A 23,504-nucleotide genomic window follows, 5' to 3' on the forward strand; every position below is an offset into this window, starting at 1 on the left:
TCAAGAGCTAAAACTCTTGAGTATATTCGTATCCAGCGTCTTTTAAGGCTTTTTGAACTCTATCTTGGTGCTCCTTGCCTTTAGTCTCTAAAGTGATGGTTATCTTAGCATCGCCATAGCTTAATTTGGTTGAAAATCTATCATAATCAATCTTAACGATATTTGCCCCAGCAATCCTTAAGACATCTCCAAGTGCCATTAAAGCACCTGGCTTATCGATCAAAGTAACATTAATTATCATCTTTCTATAGCTCTTTAAAAGGCCTTTTTCTATAATCACGCTTAGAGTTTGTACATCTATATTGCCACCGCTTAAGATAGCACCGATCTTAGAGCCCTTTTTAAACTCAAATTTACTCTCCAAAATGGCTGCTACCGATACCGCACCAGCTCCTTCAACCATAATTTTTTGCTGCTCTAAAAGATATAAAATCGCATTTGCGATCTCCTCATCATCTACTTGTACCATCTCATCTACGCTTTCTAAAATATGAGCTAGAGTAATCTTACTAGCATCTCTAACAGCAATTCCATCAGCAATGGTGCGGACACTTTTAGAATTGTGTTGGCACCTATCTTTAAAGCTCTCAAACATAGCTGGAGCCCCCTTAGCACTAACGCCAATAATCTTAATATTTGGATTAATCTGCTTAGCACAACTTGCCACACCGCTAATAAGCCCACCACCGCCAACTGGCACAACTATATAATCAAGATCGCTAACCTCATCTAGCATCTCTAGAGCGATTGTTCCTTGACCGGCTTGGACTAGCTCATCATCAAATGGATGGATAAAGCTCATATTATTCTCTTTAGCATACTCTAAGGCATACGCATAAGCCTCATCAAAATTATCTCCCTTTAAAATCACTTCAGCACCAAGGGCTTTAGTCCCAGCGACCTTTGATAGCGGTGCTGCTTCTGGCATGATAATTGTGGATTTAACACCAAAGTGCTTTGCGCTGATTGCTACCCCTTGAGCGTGATTACCAGCACTTGCTGCTACGACTCCACACTTTTTGGCATCTTCATCTAAATTTGCAATTTTATTAAAAGCACCCCTGACCTTATAAGCACCAGTTATTTGTAAATTCTCTTTTTTAAGATAAATTTGCGCATCTGCTATCTTGCTTAATTTAGGAGCAAATCCAAAAGGAGTTTTAGCCACAAATCCATCGATATTACGCTTAGCTTGGATAATTTTATTTAAACTTATCATTCTTAATCCTTTTATGCTCTATCATTATACAAGCATCTTGAACGAAATTTAACCCCGCATTTTGCGCAATCTGCTTAGCCTCATCATTTATAATCCCTAATTGCAGCCATAGATTTTTCACGCCTAATTTCACTGCTTCTTTGGCTAATTCAGTGGCAAATTCAGCCTTTCTAAACATAACTATAGTATCTATATTTTGATTAATCTCGCTTAAGCTTTGATATGTTTGGCGTCCATTTATCTCTACGCTTTTTGGATATATGGCAAATACATTAAAACCTTGCTCTATTAAGTAGTTACCAACATGATTACTAGCCTTATTTGGATCAGGGCTAAAGCCTACAACGGCTATATTTTTCATTGAATTTAAGATATTTTGCATTATTTTTCTTTTTTGTGATTTTTAGGTTTAGATTTTAACGAAATTTTGCTAAGTTTAAATTTAAATTACCCAAAAGCTTTGGTAATAAGCTTTTGGTAGTGTGATTATTTATTTAATAATTCTTTTTACATCAATTTCATTGGCAAAAACGCCATTGCCATCGACTTCACCATATATTGTGACAACTTCATCAGGACCTACGCTAAGCCCATACCAATCCTCATCATCAATCTCTATGATAATAGTATCTTTGCCATCGCTAAATTTATACTTTTCATGTCCGACTTGAGCTATGATTTTGCCTTTTATCTCAACCAAAGTATCATCCCAAGCACGAAGAGCTTCTTTGACTGTTGTAACTCCGCTTTTTGGACCTAAAAATCCACCTTGATTAATCGGTGCTTGACCGCCTGTAAAGCCTGCTGCGTTAGCACTAATTGCTAAAGCTAAAATCGCTATCAAACTAATTTTTTTCATTTTACTTCCTTTAATAATTAATATGGCGTAATTTTATACCATATTTGTTAAGCAAGTGTGAAATTTAAAAGTATATTTTAATGAATATATAAAAATTTTGTCTAAAGTTATAGCTTTTTATCTTTACAAAAGCAAAGATAGCCAAAAACTAATCAAACTAAATTCCCCATAATAACTTATATTTTATTGCTTTTTTATAAAATACCTTAATTTTAACAAAATTTTCACCGAAACAAACTAGAGATAAAAAGCGTAGAAATCATAAAAATCGGGTATATTATCACATTAAAACGAAAAATTAATTTAAATAAAAACTCTCTAATTTTTTTAAATTTTTTTAACTCTTCATCAGTGTAATTAGAATAATCACCATTAGCAAAGCTAAATCTCAAAGCCAATTTTGGTATCTTATACAAAAAAGGAAATTTATCACCAATTCCTAAAAAATTATCCTTAAATGGCTTAGCGTATGGGTCTGGAAATAACCTATTAACAATAGCAAATGGTAAGAAAAATAGACAAATCAAGCCAAATATAGTAAGTATAAGCAATAAAGATATAAAAGCTCCAATTGTAAATAAACCAATAATACCAGCAAACATATTAATCTCCTTAAAAATATATTATTTTAATGAAAAATTATAAAAATATTCGCCCAAGCAAAAGCACTTAAACCAAGAATAAAAGTAAGAATTGGATAAGAAAAACAAAAAACAAAAATCCTAAAAGCTAAATCCGATTTAAAACTATAATCAGCTCTTTTTTTAAAATAAAAAAATATCATCAAAATAGATGAAAACAAAATAATCAATAGTAGTAATAGCGCAAAAATAAGAAACAAACCACTTAAAAAATCTACCAAAATCCCCATTTAACTGCCCATCTAAATATCTACTAAATTAATATTATAATATATCGCTAAGCTTATTAAATAAATTTAACGCAAAATCATCAAATTTAGCCCCTTTTAAGTGGCGTTTGCAAAATTCCACAATAACCCCATGATAGCGGCAAAATAGCTCATTATCGCTTATATCGCCAATTGCTTTATAAACCTCATCTCTATCAATGCTCTCTAACCACTCTTTAGTCTCTTCATAACTCTCAAACTCATACCCAAGGGCCCTTAAAATCCGATTAGTATAGCTATCAACGACCATCTCATCACGCCCACAAGCAAAGCATAAAATAGAATAAACACTCTCTAGCCCCAAGCCCTTTTGAGCTATGAGCCAATCAAAGCTAACCCTACTAGCAAACTCATCAAAGCTATCAAATTTAGTTACAATATTATTACAAAGCAGATTTAATCTCTTAGCCTTAGTGTTGTAAAATCCACTTGGCTTAATAAGCTCACTTAATATCTCAATATCTAAATTTGCTATATCATTTAGAGTTCTAACGCCATAATTTTTTAGATTATTTAAGGATTTTTCTACGCTAGACCACTTGCTATTTTGGGTTAAAATAGCACCCACTATAACCCAAAAAGTCCCATAATCAGGCCACCAATGCCTATTTAGATTAAAATCAAACTCACAAACTTCATCAAGTGCTAAAAATAGCTCAACGCTTCTCAATATACTCCTTTGTCATTTGCCAAAACTGCTTAGCATTTCTAGGGCTTCTTACACCCTTACTAGCTGCGTATGCTAGGGCTTCATTTTTTATCCTATCTTTATTGATATTGCTACCTTCAAAAAATTTACTCACAATATCGATATACTCATCGATCCCTAACTCATAAAAGCTAATATGAAGTCCAAATCTATCAGCAAGGCTTAAATTCTCCCTGCTATTTTCCTTCTCAATGATATAATTATCGCTATTTGGTTTGCTTTTTACAAGATGTTTTAAATTGGTCGTAGCGTAAAATATCACATTTGATGGGGTCGCTTGAATAGAGCCTTCAAGAAGATTTTTTAACTCAGATAATGAGCTATCTGTATTTTCAAACCCAAAATCATCGCAAAAAATAATAAATTTATATCTCTTTTTATCTCTAATTTTATCTAAAATTTTATGAAGATACTTAAGCTCTTTAGTGCTTATCTCTATAAGCCTTAAATTCATATCCATAAATTTACAAAATACAGCCCTTACAAGGCTAGATTTACCACAACCCCTCTCGCCCCATAAAAGTACATGATTTACAACATCATCATTAATAAATTTTAGCGTATTATTTACAAGCTTCTCTTTTTGCTCTTTAAGTCCTATTAAATCATCTAAATTTGTATAGGCAAGCTCACTTACGGCCTTTAATTTTCCATCTCTTACGATAGCTGCTTTGGTCTTTTTCCACTTTATTTTCACTAAAATACCCCTATTGTTTTAGATGTATAATCCACGCTCATAGCTGTGTATGAGTTTTTTAATTGCTCGTTTAGATAGTTTGATTGCGAATTTTGGGTATTTTGATCTCTTTTTTCTTTTGCTTCTTGGGTTTGATTTTTTTGAATTTCTATCTTAGCATCAATCTCCATGCTTGTGGCCGTAGCTGCTACTTGTAAATCAGCCGCACTAGGCTGAGCTGGCGCTAGGGCGGCTCTTTTGATTTGTCCTGCTTTTTTCAATGTCTCTTCTGGCGTATTGCCTGGAGATGTGTCTATGCCAACTTCACCGCCTATAGCATACATTTTATTATCTGGCCCCCTTTGGTAGCTATAGGTAGCACCAGTTGTAAGCCCAGCTCCAGCTGACATATGCGCTGCTTCGTGAGTTCTAACTTCTAAATCACGCTTTTGCAACTGGGTAATTTGCATCTTTTGCTCTTTTGTTAGCTCATATTTACTAGCTTGATCTTGTGAATTTTGCGTGTTGCTATCGCTACTTTGCTTCTCTTGCGAAACCTCTTTTTCTATAGTATAAAGTGGCTGATGGTAAGATAGCCCAGAAATAGTCATCTATTTTTCCTTAAATAGCGTAAAATTTCAGCTAAGACATCATCATCATCTTTGCTTGGCGATTTTAAAGCAACTTTTGTTCCATCGATTTTGGTTAAAGTGATATTTTGCTCATAGCTACTAACGCTCTTAAATCCTTGCTGTGCTGACATAATCTTTATAACTATAATATCTAAAAACTGCTTAGTATAAATATCAAGCTTGCCAAATCTATCTTCAATCTCCCCACCAATTTCATATACTTCACTTGCTTGATTACACTTACTAAGACGCCTATAAAGCTCTAGTCTTAATCTATCTTCGCTAATTAGCTCACTATTTAAAAAGGCATTTACACTAAGTTTAATATCTACTTGAGACTCCTTTTTATCATTTTTATTTAAAAGCGAATTTATCTCATCTTCTAGCATTTTAAGATATAAAGAGTAGCCAATGGCCTCTATATGACCGCTTTGTGCTTCTCCAATTAAATTTCCGCCACCCCTAATCTCTAAATCATGATAAGCAAGCAAAGCACCACTGCCAAGGAATGAATTTGACTCTAGTGCCACAAGACGCTTAAGCGCTTCATCGCTTAGCTCATCTTTATTTTCTACTAAGAAATAGCAATACCCCTGCTTAGAGCCTCTACCTACTCTACCACGGAGCTGATGTAAATCCGCAATACCAAATTTATTTGCTTCATCAATTATAATTGTATTTGCATTTGGGATATGAATTCCACTCTCAACAATGCTAGTACAAAGCAATAAATCATACTCGCCATTAGCAAATTTAATCATCTCATCTTCACTAGTTTTCGCATCAATCTTGCTATGAAGAGTAAGAATCTTTAAATTTGGCACTATATCTTTGATCTCACGCTCAATGCTTGGCATATCAGCAATTTTATTATGCAAGTAAAATATCTGCCCAGCACGGCGTAGCTCACGCATAATCGCCTCTTTAATCAAGCTTCTATCCCACTGCTTGACAAAGGTGCGAACATCTAATCTATCAAGTGGCGGCGTGGTGAGTGTGGCATAGCTTTTAATGGAGCTAAGAGCCATATTTAAGCTTCTTGGAATCGGAGTAGCTGACATAGATAATAAATGGGAATGATCGCTAAATTCTTTTAATTTCTCTTTTTGTTTTACCCCAAATTTATGCTCTTCATCGATAATGATTAGACCCAAATTCACACTTTGAACGCTCAAAAGTGCGTGTGTCCCAATAACCACAAGTGGTTTAGAGCCCTTTAAATCAGCAAGTAATCTAGCCTTATCTTTAGCCGTGCTAAATCTATCAAGTCGCCTAACATCAATATCAAATTTACTCAATCTATCGCTTAAGCTTTTATAGTGCTGAGCACAAAGCAAGGTAGTAGGCACGAAAAATAGAGCTTGAAATCCACTTTTAACACAAGCAAATATCGCATTCATAGCTACTTCAGTCTTGCCAAAGCCTACATCGCCACTTAAGAGCATATCCATTACCTTGCCACTTCTTAAATGATTTAAAATAGAGCTTATAGCTACACTTTGATCTTGAGTGTATTCAAATCCAGCTTGTGCTTGAAAACTAGCAAATTCAGCACTATCAATATCGATTTTAACACCCTCTATCAGCTCCCTTTTAGCTGCTAGTGAGATAATCTTACTAGCGATGATAAATAGCTTCTCTTTGACTTTTTGCTTAAGCTTTGTAAAACTCGCTTTACCAAGCTTATCTAAATTTACCACCGCACCACTTCCAGCAATATACCTATCTATCATATCAAGGTGCTCTGTAGGAAGGAGCAATCTATCATCATTTTGATAGGTTAATACCACAAATTCCTTACTATTGCCAAGCACACAAATTAGCTCAAGACCAGCAAATTTACCAATGCCATACTCACTATGAACTACAAAATCTCCGATTTTTAACTCATCTAAAACAATGCTAGTTTTCTGTCTTTTCTTACGAGAAGTAAGGCGGTTTAGGCTGATTATAAGCTCATCTTTGCTTATTAAATTTAATATTAAATCGCTTTTAATAAAACTTAAATTTGGATTTATCTCTAATCCCAAAGCCCTAAATGCACTCTCATTAGAGCTTAAAATCTCTATCTTTTTATCCTTATGAAATGCTATAAGATCACTATTAATGCTACCTTCAAAGGCTCTATATATTTTTGATTTTGGCAAGGTATCAATGCTACTAAGTTTGCTTATATCCATATCGCAATCATCGTAGTCAATCTCACAATCCTTAATAGCTTTAAACTGCTCTAAGTAATCTATAAATCCATCAATGACCCAAAAGCCAAATGAATTTAAATCATTTACCAAATTATTTGTTTTGATCTCTTGTAAGCTATCTAAAGTGCTCTTAAACTCACTATCGCTAAGTGCTGCTACATATGGAGTAATCGTAATGCTCTCTTCATTGCTAATGCTCTTTTGGGTAGCGGGGTCAAATCTGCGAATATTCTCTACTATATCAATATCTAGTGTAATTCTACAAGGCTGCTCATCTCCAACGCTAAAAATATCGATTATATCGCCACTAACCCTTATCTCGCCCCTACTTTCTACAATATCAACAAATGTATATCCATACCCTAGCATCTCATCTTTAAAGCTATTTAAGTCGATGGTATCAGCGAAATTTATCTTTTTTACCTTTAGCTGATTTGCGCTTGGGAGTTTATTTAGGATTGTTCTAAATGGGGAGATTATAAGTTTATTTGGATTTGTGCTTAGATGAAATTCGCTCAAAGCCTTGCTAATATCTAAAAGCTCACTATTAAAAGCTCTTAAATCATCGCCGTTTTTAGCTCTAAAATCAGGAAGGATAAAGCACTCACGCCCAGCATAACTAGCTGCAGCGTAAGCTTTGAGCGCATCTTTATCATCGCTAACAATTAAAATTTGAAACTGATCTTTATGGGTTTTAAAAAACTCATATACCCTTGATTGCACCACTTTCCTCTGTGTCAATTATCTCTAAATTTTCTAAAGATCTCATAGAGTCTGAGGCTTTGAGCGAATTTTTACCATCAAATCTACCGCCAGTTTCTATACTTAAGCTACCTGAGCATATATCGCCTAGCACAAATCCACCGCTTAAAATCTCAACTGAATCAGAATCGATATTACCCTCAAAAACGCCATTTATCACAACTTTAGAAGCTGTGATAATCCCAGTAACTTTACCATTTTTACCAATTACAACTGTGTTGCTAGATTTAATCATACCATCTACATGCCCTTCTATGTATAAAACCGAACTGCAAGCCAACTCCCCTTTTATATAAGCACCTTCTGATATTATGGTTGTTTCAGAGTTAAATTTGCCACTGCTTTTACTAAAGACTGCCATGATACTCTCTTCTCCTTTTGAAATATTTCTTCGTAATTTTTTCTATTCCAATTAATAAAATTTGCTGGATCTAGTGGTCTTTGCACAAACCTAATCTCATAGTGTAAATGCGGGCCTGTGCTTATACCAGTATTACCACTATAGCCTATTAAATCTCCTTTTTTAACAAACTGCCCCTCTTTGACAACATCTTTCCTTGATAGATGGGCAAATCTAGTCTTAAAGCCAAAATTATGCTCTAAAACCACCAAATATCCATATCCGCTAACTATATTAAATCCAGCTACTTGGACCACTCCATCAGCGGGTGCATATACTGGAGTTCCAATTGGCGCTCTAAGATCAATACCTTGATGTAAGTGTCTATGACCTAAAACTGGGTGAATTCTCCAGCCAAACTCAGCCGTTACACCACCATCTTCCATCACTTTACCATTTGGAATCATCGAAAATAGTATATTTTGCTGCTCTACTGTAAGCTTAATATTTTCTAATCTATCATCTATTGTAGTGCTATTTGCCTCATCATTTAGCCCTATTTGCTCTTCTAAAAGAGAAATTTTATCCTCGATTGCTATTAGCTCCTCTTCTTTAGTGGAGAGCTTTTGCTTCATCTTTTCATACTCTAAATTTAAACTCTCGCTACTGCTTATTAGCTCCTCTTTGGTCTGCCTAAGAGCATTTGTCTCATCTTGTAAATAGCCCATATATAAAGCCCCAAAGACAAAAATCAATAATAAAATAGCAAAAATATATATAAAAATTTTCTTTAATACCTGACTTAATAGATAGTTTCTAGAGCCATTAACATCAGTTATGGTAACTACAATCTTATCTTTCAATCTCTTCCTTAATAAAATTTTCTACTAACATAAACGATCCAAAGAGCAAATAACGCTCTTTTTCATCAAGATTTTTAAACTCAAAGCACTTAATTTTAAGCTCTTTTGAAAGCTCAATAATCCTATCTACTGCTAATTTTCTATTTTGACTTGGATAATTATAAACCAAAATTGTATCAATAAAAGGCTTTAAGCTTGATAAAACTCCAAAAATATCTTTATCATCAAAGGCATTATATATCAAATTTACCCTATCCCAGCCTATATCTTGTAGATATTTTGCTACGGCTTTAGCTGCGTGGGGGTTATGGCCGACATCTGCTATTAGATTATCCTTTATCCTTTGGCATCTGCCAATTAAGCTTAATTTATCTAAATTTAAAATTATATTATCCAAATTCTCTACACCCAAAATGTGAGCCGCATTTGCCGCTAAGCTTAGATTCATCTTTAAAAACTCAGGCAAATTAAATCTCTTAGCATACTCATCAATGCTACTTTGAAATATATCGCTTTGGAATATTAAATTTGTATTTTTACTCTTAGCAATCTCTTTAGCTATATCTTTACAGGCAAATTCGCTACTAACCAAAGCCACCCCTCCCATCGCATTAAGCTTGGTTGTAGCAATCTTACTAAGAGTATCCCCAAGCATATCAGTATGATCTAAGCCAATTGGCGTAAAAATGCTAAGGATTTTATCAAAGGCGTTAGTAGCGTCATACTCACCACCCATTCCAGCCTCCATAATAAGATAATCATACCCATCAAATAGAACTCCAGCCATCAAGGTTGCCCACTCAAAATAGCTTAAACTCTCTATCATCTGATTTGCGTTATCAAAGGAGTTAAAAATATCTAAAAGCTTAATGTGAGCTAAATTTAATCTATCTTTATCAATGACTTCACAACTACTATAAAATCTCTCACTAAAATCAAATATATGCGGACTACTATAATGCGCTACTTTTTTACCACTAGAAGAGAGAATTTGAGTAAGAAATCTGCCAGTACTACCCTTGCCATTAGTGCCTAATATATGGATAATTGGTGGCGTATTTAGCTTAATTTGTTTAAAAATCCTAGGAAATCTCTCATAATCAATCTCTTTATAATAAATAGGCTTTGAGCTTAGGAATTTCTCATAATCCATCAAATCGCTTTTATGCAATTTAACCCCTCGCTTCTGGCTGATTTTAATCTCAAATTTGCCCTTTGTATCATATCAGTTTGGTTATTTGCACTAGATCTAATGGCAATTCCACAGCTAGCACCTACTATGATATGCTCATTTTTATATCTAAATTTATACCCTGAAATATCATTTAACATCATTTGGGCTAAATTCACACAACCATTTGTATCCAAATTTGCTACTAATATCACAAACTCATCTGTATTTGTCCTAGCGATAAATTCGCCATTTAAACAGCGATTTTGTATAATTTTAGCCATTGTAGATAAGATAGCATCTTTAGCATTTGCCCCATATTTAGCACTAGTATCATCTAAGCCATTAATCCCAATAATCATAATAGCATAATCCACGCCATATTTTAAATTAGCCTCTTCAATGCTAGCTAGCTCCATCTCAAAGCTACTTTTATTATTTAACCCTGTTATCTCATCTTTTTGGATATTAGCCCTAGCTATCATCTCTTCAAGCTCTTTTACTCGCTCTTTTAGATTATTTATAACCTTACTATCATCGCTTAATTTTGAGCCCATCGCTTTTATCTCGCTACGAAGGCTATTTGATGTATTTTGCAATTTTAGCTTTATGGTATTATAATCATCAATTGAAGTGATACTATCCATATCAAAAATAGCACTATCAACCATACTGCCATTATCTAAAAGCGTCGTGGCAAAATCTTGAATTTGGGTATTTAAACTATTTAATATCCCATCTAAAATAGCAATTTTATGCTTTATCTCATTTTGGTCAAGCCTAACTCTTTTTAAGATACATCTCTTAATATCATCTTCCATAGCTGGGCTACTAAGCAAGGCTGGATCTTGCCTTAAATGCTCGCTAACTGCGGCTATATCATCATCGGCACTTGGTGCTATAGATGGGACTAAAGCCGCTATAAGTAGATCGCAAATTTTAAGATATTTTAAATCTTGTTCTTTAGAATTATCTTTAAATTTCTCTATTTTAGAGATTATGCTCTCTATATCATCGCTTTGTTTTATCCCATATTTTTCTAATCTTTTTATATAGTTATCATCAAAATGCGAAACAAAATCAAACCAACGATCTCTAATCAAATTTAAACTATCTACGCTTATTACACCATCTAGCATAGAGATACTTGAATTTGCTAAATCCTTAGCTTTGGTATTATGTAATAAATTTATAGCGTGTAAAATTCGCTTTAAAAGCATCGTTTGAGCTAGACTAATCTTAGTAATATCAGTTGGATTAGCACGATTTAGTCTAGAGCTAATGAAAGCAAAAAGCTCATCAATATTTCTTACATTCATCTTTTTTAGCTCATTTTGATAGCTTTGATCTAGCTTGGATATATAATTTTCTAGCTTCTTACACTCCATCGCACTAAGACCCCTTCTAGCTGCTGCAGCACAAAAAAGAGTGTGATAATTATCAGGAGTTAGGGTGATTTTCTTTTGACTTGCTTCTTGAAATACATCTTTTATAACATCAGATATTAGACTTGCCATCTAAAAGACCTTGCATAGCTAACTTGCTTATAAATTCATCAAAACTTTGAAGTGAGGCATTTGTAATAGCGTCAAATCTCTCACTATCGCTAATAACACTATCGGTAAATCGCTTATCATTAAGCCTTCTTGTTACACGAAAATCATAATCCCCACTAGCTAAAATACTCTTAATATTGCCATTTTTTTGCTTTAATCTATACTCCATAATCAAATTTGCCTTATATGCAGTAGCATAGCCAAATTGGTCATATGAAATAGCGGTAAATGTCAGCGATTTTATAGATGCGATAATTGTACTCTCAGCTAGATCTTTTGATACTAGATCAGTCCCAAGGCGTCTTAACATAGCAGATTTTATACCATCTTTTATATTGACTGAACTCTCTGGATCAATCTTGCTAATAATCACATCAATCCAAACACTACCACCCAAAACATCTCTAGCAGCTACGCTAGATGGCTTATATCCACAACCCACAATCAAAAAAGCTAGCAATAAAACGGCAAATAGTCTCACTTTAGCCCTTTATAACGATATTTACAAGTTTATTTGGTACATAAATTTCTTTTACTATTTGTGCTTGTGCGATCCACTTAGATACTGCGACTTTGGCTTGAGCAATTATCTCTTCATTGCTTAAGCTCTTATCTACTTCGATTTGGGCTCTTCTTTTGCCATTTATAGTAATTACTAAATTTATTATATCACTATCAAAAACCTCGCTTTTTAGCTCAATTTTTCTAAAATTTTTAAGCCCAAATAGCTTGCTACTAAGCTCCCAACAAATATGCGGAATAATTGGCTCTAGTAAATTTAAAATTATATAGTAGCCCTCTGTCCATATATCTTTATTATTTTGAGCATTTAGGGCATTTAGAGCCTCCATACAAGCTGCGATTAAGGTATTAAAAGCAAAGCTACTCTCAAAAACATCGCTTGATTTTTTAAGCGCTTCATAGACCTTTAATCTTGCGTATTTTTCATCTTTATCTAAATTTGAGTGATTTATATCTGGAATTTGCTCTGTTTTATAGGCATTTACACTTCTATCACAAAGCCTATTTATAAACTTAAACGCACCCTCAACGGCACTATCATTCCACTCAAGCTCCTTTTGCGGTGGGGCTGCAAAGAGTATAAATAGCCTTGCTGTATCAGCACCATATTTAGCGATAATCTCATCAGGATCAACTGTATTTCCCTTGCTTTTACTCATCTTAGCACCATCTTTTAAGACCATACCTTGAGTAAGCAAACTAGCAAAAGGCTCACTATCACGCAAATATCCAAGATCTCTTAAAACTTTCTGAAAAAATCTAGCGTATAAAAGATGAAGTATAGCATGCTCTATCCCGCCGATATATTGATCTACGCTCATCCAGTAATCAACGCTTTTTTTATCTATGGCTACTTTTTCCCAAGTTTTCTCATCACTTGCATATCTAGCAAAATACCAGCTACTTTCAAAAAATGTATCCATAGTATCGGTTTCTCTTTTAGCTTGATTACCGCATTTAGGGCATTTGCAGTTTTTAAAATTTGGATGCTTATCTAGCGGATTTCCCTCCCCAGTGATAACCACATCATCAGGCAATAAAATAGGCAAATTTTCAAGCTTTTGGGCTACAATTCCGCATTTATCACAATGCACCATTGGTATAGGCGCACCCCAATATCTCTGCCTAGAGATACCCCAATCTCTTAATTTATAGTTTGTAACCTCTTTGCCAGTGTTATTATTTTGAAAATAATTTATAATAACCCTACTAGCCTCTTCATACTCCTTGCCATTTATCATATTAGAATTTATATGCTTACCACTTTTTTGAGTATATGGCAACTCATCGCACTCTATTACCTTCTTAATAGGCAAATTAAATTTAATAGCAAACTCATAATCCCGCTCATCATGCGCTGGAACTGCCATCAATGCCCCATGCCCATACTGGGCTAATACAAAATTAGCACACCATATCGGCACTAGCTCTTTGGTTAGCGGATGGATAGCATTAATACCTAAATATACCCCATCTTTATCGGCTATTTGACGCTCTTTAGGGCTTTGATTTAACATAGATTTAATCTTATCTTTTATATCTGTGCTTATAAATTCGCTATTTAATAATCCCTTTACAATATCATGCTCAGGTGCTAAAGCACAATAGCTAACACCATAAATAGTATCTGGTCTAGTGGTAAAGACCATAAATCCATCATTTTTGACTATCTCTTTACTACTATCATCAAACTCAAATTTAAACTCAAGCCCATTGCTCTTTCCTATCCAATTCTCTTGCATAGTAATAACCTGGCTTGGCCATTTGCCCTCTAAATCCTTTAAACACTCTAAAAGCTCATTGGCATATTCAGTTATTTTAAGATAGTATCCTGGCATCTCTTTTTGGACTACTTCATGCCCACATCTCCAGCATTTGCCATCTTCGACTTGCTCATTTGCTAAGACGGTTTGGTCATTTTCACACCAATTTACTACAGCTGATTTGCGATATACTAAGCCTTTTTCATACATTTTTATAAAAAACTCTTGCTCCCACTTTGTATAAAGTGGATCGCTTGTAGCTAGTAATCTCTTTTTAGAGAAGCTAAACCCCAAAGAATCAAGCTCTTTTATCATATAATCAATATTTTCATAAGTCCATTTCTTAGGATGGATTTTATGCTTTATAGCAGCATTTTCTGCTGGCATACCAAAGCTATCAAAGCCCATTGGCTGAAGGACATTAAAGCCTTGATTTCTATAGTATCTAGATAGGGCATCTCCTATACTATAGTTTCGCACATGCCCCATATGGAGCCTACCGCTTGGATATGGAAACATTGATAAAATATACTTTTTAGGCAAATTATAATCATCTTTAGGCTCACTATAACCGCTATCTCTCCATGTGCTTTGCCATTTATACTCTATATCTTTAGCTATGTATTGCATTTATTTATCCTTAGAATTCATCTCTAGTTTTATACGCTTCTATCAATATTAAAATAATAGAAAATATATTTGCCAAAATCGCACCAATAACTAGCGTATATACCATACTTTGACTATAGCCAGTTATAAGCAACACAAAAGCAGGAATTAGATGTAAATCAGCCACCAATGAACTAGCAAAAAGCTCAGCTGCAAGTAGGTTTCTTACCCCTACTTTAAGCAAGGTAGAGATCAAATTTATACTAGCAGCGATAAATAACGCAACAGCATTATCCTCAAATAAAAAACCAGCCGTAGTAGTCAAGCTCATAAGTGCAAAAAATGTAAATATAACCTTACCCCAATCCATATAAACTCCTTATAATCTACCTTTTTCATACATAGCGCGAATTTTCTCTTTCTCTTTCTTTCTTAGCTCTTTAGCAACCATTAAAGCTCTATACTCTTCAACACTAAATCTAAACCAACTAAGCATAGGCGCAGCGATAAAAACTGAGCTAATAGTCCCAATCAAAATTCCAATTATCATAATAATAGAAAAGCCATGTATCATATCTCCACCATAGAAAAATAGCGTAATAACGGCTAAAAGTGTGGTAACTGATGTCATCAAAGTCCTAGAAAGAGTAAGCGATACAGACTCATTAATCACGCCAAATAGCTCTATAAATTTACTCTCTTTAACCCTCTCTCTAATCCTATCAAAAATAATGATAGTATCATTTAGCGAGTAGCCAAGAACGGTTAAAATCGCCGCAAGGGTATCTAAATTTACATCAATACTAAGCAAACTAATAGCCCCAAGCACTATAACCACATCGTGAATTTCGCTAAATATAGCAGCTAGAGCAAATCTCCACTCAAATCTAACACCAAGATATATAAGTATAAGCACAAGAGAGACAATCACAGCCATTATCCCCTTCTCTCTTAGCTCACTACCGATTTTTGGCCCTACCACATCAACTCTGCGAATCTCAAATTCTCCACTACCTTTAAGCATATCAGCCACAAAAGCCCCAGGATTATTACCCAAACTATCGCTAGTTGTGGTATATCTAATGGTGATTTCACTAGCTGAGCCAAACTCAGTTATACTAGCATTTTTTAAAATTTCATTACTAGAAAATTTATCTCTAATCAAATCTATTGGCGCATCTTTATCATGATATTTAACCTGAATTAGTGTCCCACCAGCAAAGTCAATCCCATAATTTAACCCCTTGGTAAATAAAAGAGCAATAGAGCCAAAAAATAGCGTAGCAGAGATGGCAAACATAACCCATCTAATACCCATAAAATTATATATTTTACCCTTATCAAATATCTGCATTATTAGCCCCTTTTAATCCTATAACCAAACCAAAGCACACTACTACCTCTTTCTATCTTACGGCTTAAAAACTCAAACATACCATGAGTGCCTAAAATCGCAGTTAGCATAGAAGCGATGATACCGATACTCATAGTTACAGCAAAGCCTTTTACTGGTCCAGTCCCATAAGCATATAGGGCAGCTGAAGTTATAAGCGTAGTTAAATTTGAATCAACAATCGCACTCATAGCATTTTGATATCCCTTTTGGATACAAGTATGTATATTGTGTCCCTCTTTTAAAAGCTCCCTAATACGCTCATTTATAATGACATTTGCATCAACTGCCATGCCTATAGTTAGTAGTATCCCAGCCATACCAGGAAGTGTAAGCGTCGCACCAAATAACGCCATAACCGCTATAAGTAGCAATATATTTACAACCAAAGCAATATTAGCCAAAACTCCAGCTAAGCCATACACTAAAACCATAAATAATAAAACCAAAACAGCCCCTAAAGATAGAGCTATCATACTTTGATCGATGCTTTGCTGACCTAGGCTTGGGCCTATACTTCTTTTTTCTTCCAAATTTACAGGTGCTATTAAGGCTCCACTTCGTAAAGCTATAGCTATATCACGAGCCTCTTCAATGCTAAATCCACCGCTTATTTGACCACTTCCACCGCCGATTCTCTCATTAATAGATGGGGCTGAATATACTCTATTATCTAAGACTATAGCAAGTCTTTTGCCTACATTTGCCCCAGTAAAATCACCGAATTTAGCAGCCCCTTGAGCATTTAGGGTGAAATTTATAATTGGCATATTTGTTTGATTATCAAATGCCACCCTAGCATCTACTAGCATACTTCCATCTAAAATTGGAATTTCATTTACCAAATACTTATATCTTGGATTTTTAGCATCGCTTAATAATAGATCTCCATAAGCTGCGGCCTCATCTTCATTCATAGTTTGAGCTATATCTTGACGCTTTTCATCAACTGCCATTAGCTGTAAGTGGGCTGATTTTGCTATCAAATCCATAGCCCTTTGCTCATCAGCAGCACTCTTAATACCAGGAAGTTCAACTAAAATTTTATCCTCTCCTTGCTTAATCACCGTAGGCTCAGCTAAGCCAAATTGATCTAAGCGGTTTCTAATAGTCTCTACAGCTTGATCTACTGCGTATTTAGAGGTATCGATCTTCTCTTGTGGGGTGAGCAAAACTCTATAATTCAATCCATCTTTTTGCACCTCTACACCGCTGATTTTAGTCAAAATTTCATCTAATCTCTTAGCATCATCTCCATCTAAAAGCGATATATTAATGCCATTTTCATCAGCTTTTAATCTATCTACTAATATATCATTTTTATCGGTATCATACTTTATAGCTGAGGCTATTGTTTTGATTTTAGAGATTATTGCAGACTCTGTTTGGACGCTTAAGAGCATATACAAACCGCCTTGTAGATCTAGTCCTAGGCTTACCTTTTTACCATTTTGACTATCAGTGAAGCTTGGCATAGAAAAGAATATGCCAAACGCAAAAGCAAGGATAAAAACTATAAGCCTGTAAGTTATCCTACTTCTCATCATTAGACTCTATTTTGTCTAATTTTTTGGCGACAAAATTTCTATCAATGCGGACAATTACATCATCATTAAGTTTAACTTTGATAAAATCATCTTCTGGTTTTATGACCTCGCACACTAAGCCTCCATTTGTTACGATTTTATCGCCTTTTTGGAGATTGGCTAGCATATTTTTATGCTCACGCTGCTGTTTTTGCTGTGGTCTAATAACTAAAAAATAGAATATTGCGAACAATACAACAAGGGGTAATAATGAAGTTAGCATTGAATTTTCTGCCATGTGGATCCTTTAAGAAAAAATTAGTTGATTATTTTACATTAAAATTTATAATAAAAGGCTTTATAATATCTATTTTACTCTCGCTTTTTATATTTTTAGATCTACTAAATTTAAAATATATTGCAAATTTAGGTCTAATTAGTGCAATTTTAGGTCTATATCTATTATTAAAAAATGATAGAAAAATTTGGTTTTGGAGTGGGTTTTTTATCGGATTATTTTGGTTTTACTGGATTAGCTTTAGTTTGATTTATTATAATTTTAGCTATCTTATACCTATTGAAATTTTGGGAATTTGCTTAATATATGGCTTTATATTTTTGGCTATTGGTTGGCTAGAAAATATATATATTAAGGCGATTTTCTTGCTTTTTGCTAATCTCATTGCCCCTTTTGGCTTTGATTGGTTAAATTTTCAATTAATCTTTATAGATACCCCGTTTATCCCATCTATATATACCCTTGCTTTGGTGATAATCTGCCTTATTATAGCTATTAAATTTAATGGATATTTTGGGGTTATATTGCTTATTTGCTCCCTTATGATTAGCTACAATAAACCAGCCAAATATGAGAGTTTGCCATTTGATATTTCGCTTATTAGCACAGATCTTAGCCAAGATCAAATTTGGGATCGCAACACAAAAGATAAGATTATCAAAAGCAATCTTGATATAATCGACCTAGCTATCCAAGATGGCTCTAGGGCTGTGGTGCTGCCTGAGAGTGCCTTTCCGCTATTTTTAAATAAAAGCCAAATTCTACTTAGTGAGCTTAAGCAAAAATCCCACCAAATAGCCATAATAGCTGGAGCCTTAGGGGTTAGCGATAATAAGCTTTATAACTCAACATATATATTTGATAAAGGGGAATTTCAAAGGCTTGATAAGCTCATTTTAGTCCCATTTGGCGAGGAGATCCCGCTGCCAAATTTCATTAAAAATCCTATTAATACCCTATTTTTTGGCTCTGCGGTGGATTATAGCAAGGCTAATGGGGTAAGTGATTATGAGATTGATGGAGTAAAGATTAGAAACGCCATCTGCTACGAAGCTACTAAAGATGAGCTATTTAAGAATGATCCTAAATTTATGATAGCTATTAGCAATAATGCGTGGTTTAGCCCATCTACCCAGCCAAATTTACAAAGCAAACTACTAAAATTAATGGCATTTAAGCATAAAACCACGATATATCATAGCATAAATGGCAGCTTAAGTCAGTTAATCACCCCATAAAAGTTACCATAAGTAACACAATATTGAAATATTATAAATTTTTATCTTATTTTATTAAATTTAAGCTTAGATTAATGGGGGGGGGTATAGTGAAGTTATGAATTTTTAATTCAAATTTTATTATACAAGGGGTTTTTCTATGACAAACATAGTTAAATTTGGTGCTGCGGTTGTAGCAGCTACAGCTATTTTAAGCAGCAATGCAGTAGCGCAAAGCGTATTTGTAGGGGTTGAGGGTGGTTTCTTACAAAGCAGAACAACATTAGATGAAATTTTCCCTTCAACTGTTGATGATCCAAGCGATACTTCAGTTGAGCTTGGGTTAAAAGGTGGTTATGACTTTGATACTTTTAGAGTTTGGGGTGGATACTCATACAGAACTAAAGGTAGTGAAGATTATAATCTAAGAGATGGCGCGGATTTCATAGATGGTAAATTTAGTTGGCAAACTCACAATATCTTAGTAGGTGCTGACTACACTCCACTACTAAGCGATAATCTCAAACTAGCTCTTGGTGCTTATACTGGCATTTCATTTGTTAAGGGAGAATTCTCAGGTCAAGCCCAATATACTTCAGGTATCTATACATATACCTTAGATAATTCATCAACAACTGGCACAGGTGCATTAATCGGTCTAAAAATTGGTGGTATCTATGAAGTTGTCAAAAATAATGAGATTGAATTTGGCGTCAAAGGGGATTATCAAACAACCGGTATAGACGAATTTGATAATATACTAAATTATGGCGTATATGTAGGATATAACTACAAATTTTAATAAACGGGGCGTTAATCTGCCCCCATATTTACTTTAAATTCTAAGATTTATCAAGCACCAAGATACTTCTTGCGAATTTCATCATTATTAGTCATATCTTTTAATACTCCCTCCATTACTATATGACCATTTTCTAACACATAGGTATAATCGCTGGTTTTTAGGGCTAAAAAAGCATTTTGCTCTACCAAAAGTATAGTAATGCCCTCTTCTTTTAATCTCTCTATAATATCAAAAACTTCCCCAACAATCTTAGGAGCTAGTCCAAGGCTTGGCTCATCTAGCATTAAGAGCTTTGGCTCACTCATTAAAGCTCTAGAAATAGCAAGCATTTGAGCCTCTCCACCGCTTAGAGTTCCAGCTAATTGATCTCTTTTATGCTTTAATCTAGGAAATAGCTCATACATAGCATCTCTTAAATGCTCATAATTTTCATCATTATTAAAAGCCCCCATTTTAAGATTTTCTTCTACGCTTAGATTTATAAAGACTCTTCTACCTTCTGGGACTAGGGCTATTCCTTGCCTTACTATAGTGTGAGTCTTATGTCTGCTAGTATCATAGCCTAAGAAATTTATCTCTCCGCTTCTTTTAACTGAGTTTATAAGTGCATTTAGTGTGCTAGTTTTACCCGCACCATTTGAGCCAATTAAGCTTACTATCTGACCTGTTTGAACTGAAAAGCTAATCCCCTTTACAGCCTCGATCATACCATAATAAACATGTAAATTTCTAACATCTATCATTGTATAAAATCTCCCAAATACGCACTTATAACATCTTTGTGATTTACTGCTTCAGATGGAGAGCCAGTAAAAATCACCCTTCCATAATCAAGCACCAAAACCCTATCGCACAAGCGATTTACAAATTTCATATCATGCTCGATTAATAAAATCGATAATCCATCTTTAGCCCTAAGATCAAATATCAAATCTGCTAGCTCATCACTCTCGCTAGGATTCATTCCAGCTGCTGGCTCATCTAATAATAGTAGCTTTGGATTAGTAGCTAGCGCTCTTGCTATCTCGACTTTACGCTGAGTTCCATAGCTTAGATTTTTTGCAAATTCATTAGCGTATCTAATAATCCCCAAACGCTCTAAAATTTCCATAGCTCTATCCTTGGCTAATTTTTCAGATCTTGCAAATCTACCAATATGCAAGCAAGCCTCTAAAAAGCTATATTTAGTAGATGAATTCAGTCCGATTAGGACATTTTCAACCACACTCAAAGAGCCAAAAAGGCGTATATTTTGAAATGTTCTAGCGATACCTAAATTTACAATTTTATTTGGTTTAATCCCATTTAGGATTTTATTATTAAATTTAATCTCACCCTTGCTTGGCTCATAGGCACCAGTAATTATATTAAACATAGTAGTTTTTCCAGCACCATTTGGACCGATAAGACCGAAAATTTCGCCACTTTTAATGCTAAAGCTTGTCTCTTTAATAGCCTCAACCCCACCAAAATTTTTAGAAATTTTATTTAATTGTAATATCATTTGTCGCTACCTTTACGCCTAAATAGATCACCTAGCTCCATCTGACCCATAATGCCCTTTCTAGCAAATAGCATAACAAATATAAGTACCAAAGAAAATACCACCATTCTAAGCCCTGGATAAGCATCTGTTTGATACCCAAATATATTCATCGGTTCATCTAAGAATCTAAGCCACTCGCTACCGCCGATGACAAGTATCGTCCCAATAATCGCTCCAGTAGTGCTACCAAGTCCGCCAAGCACAATAATAATAAGCAATAAAAAAGTAAACATAAATGTAAATTGATCTGGACTCACGCTACCTAATAGCCCTACAAGCAAGGCCCCACCCATACCCTCAAAAAACGCACTAACGCAAAATGCGGTAGTCTTAGTAGCAAAGGCGTTGATCCCCATAGCAATGGCCGCATCTTCATCATCTCTTACAGCTTTCATGGCTCTACCAAATTTAGAATAGACTAAATTTAATATCACAATAGTAGCTATAATAGCCAGTCCTCCACTATAAAATATATTAGTAAAGCGACTCAAATCTCCGTTTTCACCTACTTTCATTACCTCATTTAGCCCAATTGAGCCATTAGTAAATGCTGGGAAATTCACAGCTAATAGCTGGATTATAAAGCCAAATCCCAAAGTAACAATAGCTAAATAATCACCCCTAACCCTAAATACAGGCATAGCAAGAATCAAAGCAAGCAAGGTAGCACAAATACCGCTTACAAACATAGCTAAAATAAAATTGCTAGTATATAGAGCTAGTATAATACCAGATGGCTCAGCAGCGTCAAATTGATACACTTTAGAATCAGCATTTAATAATAAAATAGCCGCTACATATGCCCCCACAGCCACAAATCCATTTGGCTCAAGGCTAAACTGACCAGTTACGCCATTTATAAGGTTGTAGCTAATAGCAAGAGTTATGAAAATAGCGATATTATTGATAATTCCTAAACTATACTCGCTAAAATATCTATCACAAAAAAATAAAAACCCAATAGCCAAAATAGTAGCTATCCAAAATTTAAATTTACCCACCATCTAAAACCTGCTCTTTTCAAAATTAATCCCAAGAATTCCAGTTGGCTTAAATAATAAAACTAGGATTAAAAATATAAACGCAAATGCATCTTTAAATCCTGCAAGATCTGGAAATAAAGCCACAGCCACAACCTCGCTAAATCCTATGATAAATCCACCAAGCACAGCTCCGCCAACACTCCCAATGCCCCCAAGCACAGCTGCCCCAAAAGCCTTAAGCCCTATCAAAACACCCATCAATGGATCAATACTAGGATAATTAATAGCCCAAAACACTCCGCCAATAGCCGCTAGAGATGACCCAAGAGCAAAGACAATTGATATGATTAAATTCGCATCAATTCCCATCAAATTCACAGTGCTAATATCAAAAGCCAAAGCTCTAATAGCAATGCCATATTTGGTTTTATAAAGTATATATAAAACTATACAAAGCAAAAATATAGTAATCACAGGAACAAATATCGCACTAACAGGCAAGGTAATGGGGCCAATCTCTACAATATTTTCAAAAAAAGATGGAACGCTAAATGATCTAGGTATCCCGCCAAATACAACTTGAAATATATTTTCTAATAAAAAGCTAATCCCAATAGCTGTGATTAATAGTGAAATTCTAGGTGCGGCTCTAAGAGGCTTATAAGCTATCTTATCAGTGCAAATACCTAAAATCGCAGATACAATAACTGCAAAAATCAAAGCAAAACCAAATGGAAGCGACATACTTGTCATAGAAAATAACGCCACATAAGCCCCAACCATCATTATATCGCCGTGAGCAAAATTAATAAGCCTTAGCACCCCATAAACCATAGTATAACCAATGGCTATCAAAGCATACATAGAACCCAAGCTAAAGCCATTAACCATCTGCTGTAAAAATAGAGTTATATCCATAAATTCCCCTTATTAAGCCTGTTTGC

General features: G+C 34.7%; 24 protein-coding genes. 2 read left to right on the top strand and 22 right to left on the bottom strand.

Translation table 11 applies throughout. The features are described from left to right. Positions 1-7 precede the first annotated feature (7 nt). The 18 genes from ilvA to yajC form a co-directional block, all read right to left on the bottom strand. On the bottom strand, positions 8-1,219 hold the full coding sequence (gene ilvA / locus CSUIS19073_RS04320; protein ID WP_086236884.1) for a threonine ammonia-lyase: 1,212 nt from the start codon (positions 1,217-1,219) through the stop codon (positions 8-10). Next, positions 1,203-1,601 carry a CoA-binding protein gene (locus tag CSUIS19073_RS04325; protein WP_086242513.1) on the bottom strand — a complete coding sequence of 133 codons (399 nt, stop codon included), beginning with the start codon at positions 1,599-1,601 and terminating at the stop codon, positions 1,203-1,205. Before CSUIS19073_RS04325 ends, ilvA begins: the two co-directional genes overlap by 17 nt. A gap of 108 nt (positions 1,602-1,709) precedes the next feature. Then, entirely contained in the window at positions 1,710-2,078 is a 369-nt protein-coding gene (locus tag CSUIS19073_RS04330) for a YgiW/YdeI family stress tolerance OB fold protein (protein WP_086236886.1), read from the bottom strand. 224 nt (positions 2,079-2,302) lie between these two features. After that, positions 2,303-2,680, bottom strand: coding sequence for a hypothetical protein (locus CSUIS19073_RS04335; RefSeq protein ID WP_086242512.1), 378 nt, complete (start codon positions 2,678-2,680; stop codon positions 2,303-2,305). Between the two features lie 303 nt (positions 2,681-2,983). Beyond that, positions 2,984-3,658, bottom strand: coding sequence for a 3-methyladenine DNA glycosylase (locus tag CSUIS19073_RS04340; RefSeq protein WP_086242510.1), 675 nt, complete (start codon positions 3,656-3,658; stop codon positions 2,984-2,986). Next, entirely contained in the window at positions 3,645-4,394 is a 750-nt protein-coding gene (locus CSUIS19073_RS04345) for a DUF815 domain-containing protein (protein WP_086236890.1), read from the bottom strand. Before CSUIS19073_RS04345 ends, CSUIS19073_RS04340 begins: the two co-directional genes overlap by 14 nt. Next, a complete protein-coding gene (locus tag CSUIS19073_RS04350) occupies positions 4,394-4,984 on the bottom strand; it encodes a putative metalloprotease CJM1_0395 family protein (protein ID WP_086242509.1) in 591 nt (196 codons plus the stop codon). The genes CSUIS19073_RS04345 and CSUIS19073_RS04350 overlap by 1 nt, the downstream gene beginning before the upstream one ends. Continuing rightward, positions 4,981-7,929, bottom strand: a complete 2,949-nt coding sequence (gene mfd / locus CSUIS19073_RS04355) for a transcription-repair coupling factor (RefSeq protein ID WP_086242508.1) — start codon at positions 7,927-7,929, stop codon at positions 4,981-4,983. Before mfd ends, CSUIS19073_RS04350 begins: the two co-directional genes overlap by 4 nt. Next, positions 7,910-8,329 carry a bactofilin family protein gene (locus tag CSUIS19073_RS04360; protein WP_086236893.1) on the bottom strand — a complete coding sequence of 140 codons (420 nt, stop codon included), beginning with the start codon at positions 8,327-8,329 and terminating at the stop codon, positions 7,910-7,912. Before CSUIS19073_RS04360 ends, mfd begins: the two co-directional genes overlap by 20 nt. Further along, positions 8,278-9,171 carry a M23 family metallopeptidase gene (locus tag CSUIS19073_RS04365; RefSeq protein WP_086236894.1) on the bottom strand — a complete coding sequence of 298 codons (894 nt, stop codon included), beginning with the start codon at positions 9,169-9,171 and terminating at the stop codon, positions 8,278-8,280. The genes CSUIS19073_RS04360 and CSUIS19073_RS04365 overlap by 52 nt, the downstream gene beginning before the upstream one ends. Beyond that, on the bottom strand, positions 9,161-10,324 hold the full coding sequence (locus tag CSUIS19073_RS04370; protein ID WP_086236953.1) for a Mur ligase family protein: 1,164 nt from the start codon (positions 10,322-10,324) through the stop codon (positions 9,161-9,163). Before CSUIS19073_RS04370 ends, CSUIS19073_RS04365 begins: the two co-directional genes overlap by 11 nt. Next, positions 10,324-11,859: a GGDEF domain-containing protein gene (locus tag CSUIS19073_RS04375; protein WP_086236895.1), complete on the bottom strand. Its 1,536-nt coding sequence runs from the start codon at positions 11,857-11,859 to the stop codon at positions 10,324-10,326. The genes CSUIS19073_RS04370 and CSUIS19073_RS04375 overlap by 1 nt, the downstream gene beginning before the upstream one ends. Further along, a complete protein-coding gene (gene lptE, locus CSUIS19073_RS04380) occupies positions 11,840-12,379 on the bottom strand; it encodes an LPS assembly lipoprotein LptE (RefSeq protein ID WP_086242507.1) in 540 nt (179 codons plus the stop codon). The genes CSUIS19073_RS04375 and lptE overlap by 20 nt, the downstream gene beginning before the upstream one ends. A gap of 1 nt (position 12,380) precedes the next feature. After that, positions 12,381-14,813 carry a leucine--tRNA ligase gene (leuS, locus tag CSUIS19073_RS04385; RefSeq protein ID WP_086242506.1) on the bottom strand — a complete coding sequence of 811 codons (2,433 nt, stop codon included), beginning with the start codon at positions 14,811-14,813 and terminating at the stop codon, positions 12,381-12,383. Between the two features lie 10 nt (positions 14,814-14,823). After that, positions 14,824-15,162 (bottom strand): DUF6394 family protein, encoded by a 339-nt coding sequence (locus CSUIS19073_RS04390; protein WP_086236898.1) that lies wholly within the window; start codon positions 15,160-15,162, stop codon positions 14,824-14,826. Positions 15,163-15,171: 9 nt separating this feature from the next. Then, positions 15,172-16,146 carry a protein translocase subunit SecF gene (gene secF, locus CSUIS19073_RS04395; RefSeq protein ID WP_086236899.1) on the bottom strand — a complete coding sequence of 325 codons (975 nt, stop codon included), beginning with the start codon at positions 16,144-16,146 and terminating at the stop codon, positions 15,172-15,174. Positions 16,147-16,148: 2 nt separating this feature from the next. Continuing rightward, positions 16,149-17,732: a protein translocase subunit SecD gene (gene secD, locus CSUIS19073_RS04400; RefSeq protein WP_086242505.1), complete on the bottom strand. Its 1,584-nt coding sequence runs from the start codon at positions 17,730-17,732 to the stop codon at positions 16,149-16,151. Further along, on the bottom strand, positions 17,719-18,009 hold the full coding sequence (gene yajC / locus CSUIS19073_RS04405; protein WP_086236901.1) for a preprotein translocase subunit YajC: 291 nt from the start codon (positions 18,007-18,009) through the stop codon (positions 17,719-17,721). The genes secD and yajC overlap by 14 nt, the downstream gene beginning before the upstream one ends. Here yajC and CSUIS19073_RS04410 point away from each other — a divergent pair. Then, positions 17,982-19,247, top strand: a complete 1,266-nt coding sequence (locus tag CSUIS19073_RS04410; protein ID WP_086236902.1) for an apolipoprotein N-acyltransferase — start codon at positions 17,982-17,984, stop codon at positions 19,245-19,247. The two genes, yajC and CSUIS19073_RS04410, sit on opposite strands and share 28 nt — an antisense overlap. Before the next feature lie 139 nt (positions 19,248-19,386). After that, a complete protein-coding gene (locus CSUIS19073_RS04415; RefSeq protein ID WP_086242504.1) occupies positions 19,387-20,028 on the top strand; it encodes a hypothetical protein in 642 nt (213 codons plus the stop codon). A gap of 50 nt (positions 20,029-20,078) precedes the next feature. Here CSUIS19073_RS04415 and CSUIS19073_RS04420 read toward each other — a convergent pair whose 3' ends face one another. From CSUIS19073_RS04420 to CSUIS19073_RS04435, 4 genes are read right to left on the bottom strand one after another with little or no spacing between them, the layout of a single operon-like run. Beyond that, positions 20,079-20,774, bottom strand: coding sequence for an ABC transporter ATP-binding protein (locus tag CSUIS19073_RS04420; RefSeq protein WP_086242503.1), 696 nt, complete (start codon positions 20,772-20,774; stop codon positions 20,079-20,081). Next, complete coding sequence (locus CSUIS19073_RS04425; RefSeq protein ID WP_086236905.1) at positions 20,771-21,535, bottom strand: ABC transporter ATP-binding protein; 765 nt, start codon at positions 21,533-21,535, stop codon at positions 20,771-20,773. Before CSUIS19073_RS04425 ends, CSUIS19073_RS04420 begins: the two co-directional genes overlap by 4 nt. Further along, complete coding sequence (locus CSUIS19073_RS04430) at positions 21,532-22,581, bottom strand: branched-chain amino acid ABC transporter permease (RefSeq protein WP_086242502.1); 1,050 nt, start codon at positions 22,579-22,581, stop codon at positions 21,532-21,534. The genes CSUIS19073_RS04425 and CSUIS19073_RS04430 overlap by 4 nt, the downstream gene beginning before the upstream one ends. Then, positions 22,582-23,478 carry a branched-chain amino acid ABC transporter permease gene (locus CSUIS19073_RS04435; RefSeq protein WP_086242501.1) on the bottom strand — a complete coding sequence of 299 codons (897 nt, stop codon included), beginning with the start codon at positions 23,476-23,478 and terminating at the stop codon, positions 22,582-22,584. Positions 23,479-23,504: the final 26 nt, after the last annotated feature.

It is taken from the genome of Campylobacter sp. RM19073 (genome assembly GCF_024723495.1).
In the GTDB taxonomy this organism is placed as follows: domain Bacteria; phylum Campylobacterota; class Campylobacteria; order Campylobacterales; family Campylobacteraceae; genus Campylobacter; species Campylobacter porcelli.